Annotated in this window: 1 protein-coding gene; it reads left to right on the forward strand. The window is 40.5% G+C overall.

The genetic code is table 11. The annotated features are described in order from the left end of the window. Window positions 1–64: 64 nt before the first annotated feature. The coding region (locus CDG56_RS16765) for an IS6-like element IS1008 family transposase (protein ID WP_002048066.1) at window positions 65–676 on the forward strand (612 nt) is incomplete at its 3' end.

Below are 676 nucleotides of genomic sequence, written 5' to 3' on the forward strand. Positions count from 1 at the left end.
GGGCACTGTTGCAAATAGGCTGACATGATAAGCTAAATATCTTATTTATTTCGAGATACAGCAGATGAATCCCTTCCATGGTCGGCACTTTCAAGGTGAAATCATTCTTTGGGCTGTTCGTTGGTATTGTAAATATGGCATCAGCTATCGTGAACTTCAAGAAATGCTCGCTGAACGGGGTGTGAATGTTGACCACACCACAATTTATCGTTGGGTTCAGCGTTATGCTCCAGAAATGGAAAAACGCTTACGCTGGTATTGGCGTAATCCTACAGATTTACATTCATGGCATATGGATGAGACTTATATCAAAGTGAAGGGGCGATGGACTTACCTGTATCGTGCAGTTGATCAACGTGGTCATACGATTGACTTTTACCTTTCCGCTAGACGGAACAGTAAATCAGCCTATTGTTTTTTAGGAAAAATCTTCAATACGGTGAAAAAATGGCAAATTCCACGGGTCATCAATACAGATAAAGCAGCGACCTATGGCCATGCTTTATCACGGTTAAAGCGAGAAGGAAAATGTCCAGTAGATATTGAGCACAGGCAGATTAAGTATAAAAATAATGTCATTGAATGTGATCATGGTAAGTTAAAGCGGATCATCAGGGCCACATTAGGATTCAAATCTATGAAGACGGCTTATGCCACAATTAAAGGTATTGAAGTC

Source organism: Acinetobacter sp. WCHA39 (assembly GCF_002165385.1).
GTDB lineage: Bacteria > Pseudomonadota > Gammaproteobacteria > Pseudomonadales > Moraxellaceae > Acinetobacter.